Genomic DNA, 8,934 nt, shown 5'->3' with positions numbered 1-8,934 from the left:
TATTTAATTTAAAAATAAAGATTTCTAAATATACAAAAAATGTGAAAGTCAAAAGAGTTTTTTTATATTTTTTTGTTCAAAGTTAAATAAAAAATTTCCATTGAGAGACAAAAGAGAAATCTATGTTAAAATAACTGAAATAAGAAAATTTAAAGAAATATCGGGATTTTTTCTCCATGTCCCGAAGAGGTATGTTAAAATAATTCTTAAAATTCAATTAAAGAAGGGGAAAAATGTGAGTAAAGCCTTAACAAAAATAAAAGTAGAAGACATCGTAGTGGCAAATCAAACATTAAAAGACGTCGTTATCAAGACACCGCTTCAAAAAAATGAACTGCTTTCAGCACGTTATGGGTGTAATATCTTCTTAAAGAGAGAAGATCTGCAGGTCGTTCGCTCATTTAAATTGCGCGGTGCGTACAACTTTATTTACAATCTGCCTGCCGAAGAACGAGCTAAAGGAGTTGTCTGCGCAAGCGCCGGCAACCATGCGCAAGGGGTTGCTTTTTCTTGTAACCAGTTAAATATTAAAGGCGTCATCTTCATGCCGTCTACAACACCAAGACAAAAAATTTCCCAAGTGAAATTATTTGGAGGCGAGAATGTAGAAGTGATCTTAACAGGTGATACATTCGACGATTCGTATGAAGCCGCCATGGAGTACTGCACGAAAGAAGGGATGGTATTCGTCCACCCGTTCGACGCCTATCTTACAATCGCTGGCCAGGGGACAGTAGGAGTAGAGATTATGAACGAGGCTCCTCAGCCGATTGACTTCGTTTTTTGTTCCATTGGGGGCGGGGGATTAGCAGCAGGGGTCGGTTCTTACCTGAAAAGCATCAGTCCGCATACCCATGTGATCGGCGTAGAACCAGAGGGCGCGGCAGGTATGAAAACGTCATTGGCGCAGGACAAAGTAGTGGCCCTTGAATCCATTGACCCTTTCGTAGATGGCGCAGCAGTTAAGCAAGTCGGTCATTTAACAATGGAAGTATGCCGCGAAGTACTGGATGATATCGTTGTTGTGCCGGAAGGAAAAGTATGTACAACGATCTTAAATCTTTACAATGAGAATGCAATTATAGCAGAACCAGCTGGTGCCTTATCTATCGCGGCCCTTGATTTTTACAAGAATGAGATTAAGGGGAAAAATGTTGTGTGCGTTATTAGCGGCGGCAATAATGACATCGATCGCATGCAGGAAATTAAGGAACGCTCGCTCATTTATGAAGGCATGAAACATTATTTCATCGTGAACTTTCCACAACGTGCCGGCGCTTTACGCGAATTTATGCACGAAGTTCTTGGCGAGCATGATGATATTACACGTTTTGAATACACAAAACGCACAAATCGCGATGAGGGACCTGTATTAGTCGGAATTGAATTAAAATCAAAAGCAGACTATTTGCCGCTCATCGAACGGATGCAGCAAAAAGGCTTCCCATACATCGAAATTAATAACGATCCATTCTTATTCAACTTGTTAATTTAATAGGCCACACGCCAGCCGAATCCAAGGCTGGCGTGTTTTTTTAGGGATTGATAGGGCGTGAAGAACCAGCGAAACAAACAACACCTCCAGCTTATAGCTGGAGGTGTTGTTTATAATTCGCTTACTTTGTCATCGTCCCAGCGGTAATTCCAAAAGCGTTCGAACATAATACGCTGGACGGTTGTTTCATCTTTTTGATGAAGGAGCTTTTCCATTTCTTTTAACATCCAGGCCGTTTGAGAAATGTGGGCTCGTAAAGCAGCCATTTTTTGTTCAAATACATCTGAGATGTCATAGACGAGATCGGGTGCTCCTAGATCTGCATCTGTGTTGTTGGCAAAAGCGACAAGGTGCAGCTTTGGCCGTCCTTCTTCTGGAAGCCGGCGAACAGCACGGATAACAGCACGCGCGGTTGCTTCATGATCGGGGTGGACAGCGAAGCCTGGATAAAAACTAATGACAAGAGACGGCTTTAGTTCAGCAATTAAGCCGGAAACAAGGTCAGCCATTTTGCGGTCGTCTTCAAATTCCAATGTCTTATCACGCAGTCCCATCATGCGTAAATCTTGAATGTCGAGGGCTTCGGCTGCATTTTTTAATTCTGCCTTGCGGATCTCCGGCAGCGATTCCCGGGTAGCAAATGGCGGATTTCCAAGATTTCTTCCCATTTCTCCAAGCGTCAGACAGGCATATGTAACAGGTGTGCCTCTTTTTCTATGTGTAGCGATCGTGCCGGACACACCGAATGCTTCGTCATCAGGATGCGGGAAAATGACAAGAACTTGCTCTTCTTTTTCTATTTCCGTTAACATGGCGGAGAATCACCTTCCTTTAACTCAATACTTAAACGGTTCCTTGCCTATTTGCAAAGCAACCGCGAGCTTTCCATCAAAACCATGTCCAGCCAGCAGCAGCCTGCCTTTTTCATCAAAACCAAAATGGGTTAATCCTTCAGCGTATACCCAGCCAATTGCAAGCTTTAAGCCAACACGGTATGGTCCTTCTCCAACGATTTTTCCATGTTCATAGCTAATTTTAGCATTGCGTATATAGGCACCTGCTGAAAAAAACTTTTCGTCAAAGTGAGAGGCATACGCTCCGTTCGTTGTTTCTAGATGAATGTATACTTCTTGATTGGCGAAACTATCAATTGATTCTTGAACTTTTGCGGTAATAATTGGCTCCACGTTCATCCACCTCCATAAGCGCCTGTACTGAATATTTTACAAGAAATAACTAGGGATTGCGAAAAAAGAGCCTAAAAGGCCATCCTTATAAAAAGGATGGCTCATCGGTTAGTTTCGGATTTGGTTAAAAGCGCCATGCATAACTGGGCCGACGTATTGATTTAATTTGAAACCGTGACGGATTGCTGCGCTGACAAAGTCTTTCGCATTAGATACTGCTGTTTTTACATCTTGTCCTTTTGCCAGGTTTGCTGTAATCGCAGCCGCGAACGTACAGCCAGCCCCATGGTTATAACTAGTGGCTACTTTTTCTGCCTCGAGGACAGTAAACTCGCTGCCATCATAGAATACATCGACAGCTTTGTCATGCTCTAGCTGTTTGCCGCCCTTAACAACGACGTTTTTTGCCCCTAATTCATGGATCTTCTTAGCTGCTTCTTTCATTTGATCAACTGTGCGGATGGGTCCGAGCTCTGATAGTTGTCCTGCTTCGAATAAGTTTGGTGTTACGACTGTCGCAATCGGCAATAAAAATTCACGCATAGCAACCGGTGCTTCCGGGTTTAACACTTCATCTTCGCCTTTACATACCATAACTGGGTCAATAACAACTTTATCCAACCCATTTGCTTTAATATGCTTTCCTGCTACTTCGATAATTTCGGCAGTAGCAAGCATTCCTGTTTTTACAGCATCAATACCGACAGACATAGCTGTTTTTAATTGGGCTTCTAGCGTATCAATAGATAGCGGATGAACACCGTGGCTCCAGTGATTGTCCGGGTCCATTGTAACGATGGTTGTCAGCGCTGTCATTCCATAAACACCGTGTTCCTGGAATGTTTTCAAGTCTGCTTGAATGCCGGCGCCGCCGCTTGTATCTGATCCTGCGATGGTTAATACCTTTTTCATTTCCATGCTGTAAAAATCCCCCTTTAAATATAAAGCGATATAAGTTGCTATTACCATTTTAAAAAAATAAAACGCTTTGTACAAGCCTTTTGGAGTGCGTCACTGTTAAGATGGGGGTAATAGATGAATAGAGGAGGGGTGAAATGGACCGCAGGGAAAGAGAGAAGCTAGAGCAGGTGGAATCAATCTTAAAGGAGCTAAAAGCTGGACAAGAAGAGACAGCCTCTGCTGCAACGGCGGGAAGAGTGCCAGCTGTCAGAACTGGCAAGATTGCCAAGTGGCTGCTTGCTTCTTTTATTTTATTGCTGTTTGTGCTTGGAACATCGGGAGTCATCTCCTTATACACCGGATCTAAGCAGCAGGAACCAGCTGCTTTTGTGGAACAGATTAAGGGACTAAATTCGTTAGCAACAGCTGAAGCGTATACAAAAGCAGTCATTGAACAGGAAGATAATAAGATTTTTGGTCAGGAGATTGGCATCGATGTGCCTGGTACAAAGCGGAAGGTGCTTCTCATTATTCCAGGTAAAGTGCTAGCAGGTGTTGATTTAAGCAAGGTGTCCAAAGCAGATGTTAAAGTAGACGAGAAAAAGAAAACGGTTGAAATTCACATACCAAAGGCGGGAATTTTACAAGAACCGGCTCTTCTTACAGATCAAGTGAAAATGTTTTCGGTGGAGGGTCTTTTCCGAGGAAAGGTAGACTGGAAGGAAGGATATGCGCTCGCTGATAAAGCTAAACAGCTGATCGAGGAAGAAGCCATTAAGCAGGGGTTGCTCCAGACAGCTGAAAAAAATGCTGTGCAATCGTTGGAGCAGTTTTTTGAGCATGTCGGGTATAAAGCTACTGTAAAGATTTCAGGCTAGTAAGAGGTTATTGTCAAACTAAAATAGTTATTTACTTTTATTTCTTAACACGTGTGAGGAGGAATGTTTGATGGCAAAGAAAATACTGCAAAATGATTGGGCAGAGCTGCTAGAGGACGAATTCGAGAAGCCTTATTATAAAGAGCTTCGTGAATTTTTAAAAGAGGAGTATGCCACAAAAACGATTTATCCTGATATGAACGACATTTTTAATGCACTTCATTATACAGCTTTTAAGGATGTAAAGGTTGTTATCCTTGGGCAGGATCCCTATCACGGTCCAGGGCAGGCTCACGGACTGAGTTTCTCTGTTAAACCGGATGTGCCGCTGCCGCCTTCGCTCCGAAATATTTTTAAAGAGCTGCATAACGATTTAGGTTGTCCTATTCCGCATAACGGCTATTTAGTGCCATGGGCGAAGCAGGGGGTACTCTTATTAAATACCGTACTTACTGTCCGGAAAGGCGAGGCCCACTCTCACCAGGGAAAAGGATGGGAGAAGCTAACAGACCGAATTATCTCCTTGATTAGCAGCCGAGAAGAGCCGGTGGTCTTTATTCTTTGGGGCAAGCCGGCTCAGAAGAAGCTAGCGCTGATTGACCAGCAAAAGCATTGCATTATTCAAGCGCCGCATCCGAGCCCCTTGTCAGCTTCAAGAGGATTCTTTGGAAGCAAGCCGTTTTCAAAAGCAAATGAGTGCTTGAAGCAATTTGGGGAAAAGCCGATTACCTGGGAAATAAAAGACGCATAAATTCGTCAATTTCCGTTGTTTCACGTGAAACAACGCCATTAATAGACAGTCTTCGCTATTGTCAAAAAGAATCCTTATGCTGTCCCAGCAAAATTTGTTAAAATGGAGGGCAGAAGGGGAGTGAGCGGGCAAAATGGAAAAAGTGAATTGTTTTCAGTGCAGACACTTTTTTGTAACATGGGATCAAAAGAGCCCGCGTGGCTGCCGCGCATATGGCTTTAAGTCAAACCAGCTGCCATCAGCGGTTGTTTTAAAAACTTCTGGACACCCATGCTATCAATTTGCACAAAAGCCCGGGAAAAAGTAGCAGGAGGTGCATGAATATAAACATTTCCCATTTATCCGTTTTAAATAAAATAGAAGAAGAAATACGACAGGCACGGCTTGCTGAAAAAAGCGGTACAATGAAACAGCATATCTATACTGTTCGAACGTTGTGTGACATGCTGCTAGATGAATCAGATAAGCCGGGAATAGGGGCTGGCTTATCTGAAATCCAGCCAATCCAGCCGAGAGTGGTGCAGCCGGCACAGCCCGCTTTAAACCGTTCAGAAAAGCTCCAAACAGACGATGGAGCGAATGGCGATTCTATATTCGATTTTTAAGGAGAAAGAGCATGAAACTATTTATTATCATTGGGGCAATCAATGCCTTTTTATCGGTGGCGCTCGGTGCATTCGGCGCTCATGGTTTAGAAGGAAAAGTAGAACCGAAGTATTTGGAGATTTGGAAAACTGGTGTCCAGTATCAAATGTTTCACGCTTCAGGAATGATTTTAGTAGGTATTCTTATGGGACAATTCCCGTCTAGTTCTTTATTGAACTGGTCTGGATGGATGATGTTGATCGGAACCGTTATTTTCTCAGGCAGTTTGTATGCCCTTACTTTATCAGGAATAAAAGTGTTGGGGGCCATTACGCCAATTGGCGGAGTTGCTTTCCTCGCCGCTTGGGTGTTGCTTGTTTTAGCCGCTATAAAATTTTAATGTAAAAGCTGCTCTTCATAACAATGAAGAGCAGCTTTTATTCCTTATCTCGACGGGTAGGTAGCAAGCGATCCTCCGCCTGCTCCCGCACCAGTCCCAGCACCCGTACCGATCGGGTAAGTATATTCGATTGGCTCGTCAAATGTGACATAATCAACTGTTACCATCGGCAGTAAGTAACGTCTTCCAGTTTGTGGATCACTTAAGATCAAATGATCACGGCCCGCGGCTTCGATAATGCCTTTGAAGACTTTTGCGTTCCATTCACGGTTGTTTTCGAAAGTTGTATAGACGGTTGCTAATTTTCCGCGGTTAAGCCGCAAAATATTTTCAATATAAGACTGTTCTGAAGGCAGCATGCCTGGTACGTTGAGGCTTCCGCCTTGTGAAGCTGTGGGGACTGTGCCAGTAGAAGGCATTGTCCCAGCAGAAGGAGTTGTATACATCGGATATGGCTGGTAATACTGGGCGGGCATACTATACATATATGGACTAGCAGTTGATGGACTCACAGGAACCCTCCTTGAACGAATGGATTTTCAAATCGATTGTCAATTAATGTGTATGTGAAAATTTAAGTTTCATGACAAAATAAAAAGCCTTTCTGTAAAATAGAAAGGCTTTAAATGGTTTTTTAGTTGATTTGCAGCATTTGCTCTAGCTTGGAATCATTAAGCAGGTTACCGACAAAGAATGTGCCGAATTCGCCGTAACGGGCACTTACTTCGTCAAAACGCATTTCATAAACGAGTTTCTTAAATTGGAGTACATCATCGGCAAAGAGCGTAACGCCCCATTCGTAATCATCGAAACCAACAGAACCAGTAATGATTTGCTTCACTTTTCCAGCATACTGGCGGCCGATCATGCCGTGGCTGCGCATAAGCTTACCGCGTTCTTCCATCGGAAGCATGTACCAGTTGTCTTCTCCCTGACGGCGCTTGTCCATTGGGTAGAAGCAAACATGCTTTGCTTTAGGAAGCTCAGGATATAAACGTGCACGGATTTGCGGATTTTGATACGGATCTTCATCGCCGGCTAAGTAGTTGCTTAGCTCGACAACGGATACGTAAGAATAGCCTGGAATCGTGAACTCAGCAATTTTCAGCTTGTTGAATTCTGTTTCAATGGCATTCAACTCTTCCATTGTTGGGCGAAGAATCATTAGCATAAAATCAGCTTTTTGGCCAACGATGCTATAAAAAGCATGACTGCCTTCTTTCGCCTCATGAACGGTGTTTAGCTTATTAAGAAATTGCTGAAATTCATAAATAGCTGTTTGACGGTCATCGCTTGAAAGCATCTTCCACGTTGTCCAATCAATTAGGCGAAAATCATGAAGACAATACCAGCCATCAATCGTTTTTGCTGCTTCACTCATGTTATCCACTCCCTATGTAAATGTTTTCGTTACTAATATAACACACATTCACAAGCAATCCACAAAAGTGCTTTGACGGGTGTGTGAACACAAAGAGAGAGGGGAATGATGAAAAGGCGGTACTTTATTATTTAAAATCTGGCTTATAGACGGTATGCTGAATATATGAAAAGGCAAGGAGGGAATGGGATGAGTGATTTATTTACAGGTTTAAAGAATAAGCTTTCCGGACAAAAGGTGAAAATTGTTTTTCCAGAAGGGCTGGATGAACGCATTCTAGGAGCTGCCAGCCGGTTGGGGAAAGAAGAGTTAGTGGTGCCTATTATTATTGGCAGCGAACAAGAAATTCAGCAAAAAGCTGCTCAGCTGCAAGTTGGTCTAGAAGGAGTCGAGATTGTCGACCCGGCCAACGATAGCCGTCTTAATGAACTGGTGCAAGCATTTGTTGAACGCCGAAAAGGCAAGGCGACAGAGGAAGAAGCACAGAGCATTTTAATGGACGAGAACTATTTTGGCACGATGCTTGTCTACCAAGGGTATGCACAAGGCCTTGTAAGCGGTGCGGCTCATTCTACAGCTGATACAGTCCGTCCCGCTTTGCAAATTATTAAAACAAAACAAGGCGTAAAAAAGACATCGGGCGTATTCATTATGGTGCGCGGGGAAGAGAAGTATGTCTTTGCTGATTGTGCCATCAATATTGCTCCAGACAGTAATGACTTAGCGGAAATAGCGATCGAAAGCGCTAAAACGGCAGAAATGTTTGATATGGACCCGCGTGTAGCCATGCTCAGCTTCTCAACGAAAGGATCGGCCAAGTCCCCAGAAACAGAAAAAGTGGAAGGAGCGCTCCAGATAGCGAAAGAAAGAGCGCCAGAATTAACGATTGATGGAGAGTTTCAATTTGATGCCGCGTTTGTTCCGTCGGTTGCAAAGAAGAAGGCACCAGATTCTATAATCCAAGGAGATGCCAATGTCTTTATTTTTCCGAGTCTTGAGGCCGGAAACATTGGTTATAAAATTGCACAGCGACTTGGCAATTTTGAAGCTGTCGGTCCGATTTTGCAAGGGCTGAATGCGCCAGTTAATGATCTTTCCCGCGGTTGCAGCGAGGAAGATGTGTACAAGCTGGCATTAATTACTGCAGCTCAGTCACTTAATAATGGTTGAAATAAATGGCCATTCTCGGTAAAGTAAAGTCAAAACGATTTAATCGAGTCTGGTGACAAACGCTCGCTTTCTTCGTTGCTCGCCTGGTTGCGGTGCTCATGACCCGGATGGTCACTCCGCTCCTCGCCAGGCTTCGTGCCTCAAAAGATAAGCGTTTTCAACCAGCCTGATAATATAAAAATAGACT

General features: G+C 43.4%; 11 protein-coding genes. 6 read left to right on the top strand and 5 right to left on the bottom strand.

Features of this window, described 5'->3' with window-relative positions:
* Nucleotides 1-235 precede the first annotated feature (235 nt).
* Nucleotides 236-1,495, top strand: a complete 1,260-nt coding sequence (ilvA, locus tag AC623_RS18780) for a threonine ammonia-lyase IlvA (RefSeq protein ID WP_049665457.1) — start codon at nt 236-238, stop codon at nt 1,493-1,495.
* A gap of 110 nt (nt 1,496-1,605) precedes the next feature.
* Here the strand turns inward: ilvA and bshB2 are convergent, their stop codons facing one another.
* The 3 genes from bshB2 to pdxK form a co-directional block, all read right to left on the bottom strand.
* The gene (bshB2, locus tag AC623_RS18775; RefSeq protein WP_049665452.1) at nt 1,606-2,307 is read right to left on the bottom strand and encodes a bacillithiol biosynthesis deacetylase BshB2; all 702 of its coding nucleotides are present in this window, start codon (nt 2,305-2,307) and stop codon (nt 1,606-1,608) included.
* Nucleotides 2,308-2,331: 24 nt separating this feature from the next.
* Nucleotides 2,332-2,682 carry a YojF family protein gene (locus AC623_RS18770; protein ID WP_049665450.1) on the bottom strand — a complete coding sequence of 117 codons (351 nt, stop codon included), beginning with the start codon at nt 2,680-2,682 and terminating at the stop codon, nt 2,332-2,334.
* A gap of 108 nt (nt 2,683-2,790) precedes the next feature.
* Nucleotides 2,791-3,600, bottom strand: a complete 810-nt coding sequence (gene pdxK, locus AC623_RS18765) for a pyridoxine/pyridoxal/pyridoxamine kinase (protein WP_049665448.1) — start codon at nt 3,598-3,600, stop codon at nt 2,791-2,793.
* A gap of 137 nt (nt 3,601-3,737) precedes the next feature.
* On the opposite strand from pdxK, the gene AC623_RS18760 reads away from it, so the two are divergent.
* From AC623_RS18760 to AC623_RS18740, 4 genes are all read left to right on the top strand, one after another.
* A complete protein-coding gene (locus AC623_RS18760) occupies nt 3,738-4,460 on the top strand; it encodes a DUF4230 domain-containing protein (protein WP_049665445.1) in 723 nt (240 codons plus the stop codon).
* Between the two features lie 70 nt (nt 4,461-4,530).
* On the top strand, nt 4,531-5,211 hold the full coding sequence (locus tag AC623_RS18755) for a uracil-DNA glycosylase (RefSeq protein ID WP_049665442.1): 681 nt from the start codon (nt 4,531-4,533) through the stop codon (nt 5,209-5,211).
* 317 nt (nt 5,212-5,528) lie between these two features.
* Complete coding sequence (locus tag AC623_RS18745; RefSeq protein ID WP_049665435.1) at nt 5,529-5,816, top strand: YwdI family protein; 288 nt, start codon at nt 5,529-5,531, stop codon at nt 5,814-5,816.
* Nucleotides 5,817-5,827: 11 nt separating this feature from the next.
* Complete coding sequence (locus tag AC623_RS18740; RefSeq protein WP_049665432.1) at nt 5,828-6,196, top strand: DUF423 domain-containing protein; 369 nt, start codon at nt 5,828-5,830, stop codon at nt 6,194-6,196.
* A 44-nt stretch (nt 6,197-6,240) separates the two neighbouring features.
* On the opposite strand, the gene gerQ is transcribed toward AC623_RS18740, so the two are convergent.
* Nucleotides 6,241-6,681, bottom strand: coding sequence for a spore coat protein GerQ (gene gerQ / locus AC623_RS18735; protein ID WP_082174484.1), 441 nt, complete (start codon nt 6,679-6,681; stop codon nt 6,241-6,243).
* A 149-nt stretch (nt 6,682-6,830) separates the two neighbouring features.
* Nucleotides 6,831-7,577: a hydrogen peroxide-dependent heme synthase gene (gene hemQ, locus AC623_RS18730; RefSeq protein WP_049665428.1), complete on the bottom strand. Its 747-nt coding sequence runs from the start codon at nt 7,575-7,577 to the stop codon at nt 6,831-6,833.
* Between the two features lie 189 nt (nt 7,578-7,766).
* On the opposite strand from hemQ, the gene pta reads away from it, so the two are divergent.
* On the top strand, nt 7,767-8,747 hold the full coding sequence (pta, locus tag AC623_RS18725; RefSeq protein ID WP_049665424.1) for a phosphate acetyltransferase: 981 nt from the start codon (nt 7,767-7,769) through the stop codon (nt 8,745-8,747).
* Nucleotides 8,748-8,934: the final 187 nt, after the last annotated feature.

This window comes from Bacillus sp. FJAT-27231 (assembly GCF_001183975.1).
Taxonomy (GTDB): Bacteria; Bacillota; Bacilli; order Bacillales; family Domibacillaceae; genus Pseudobacillus; species Pseudobacillus wudalianchiensis.
The sequence above is the reverse complement of the archived record's forward strand: the minus strand, read 5'-3'. Positions and strand labels throughout refer to the sequence as shown.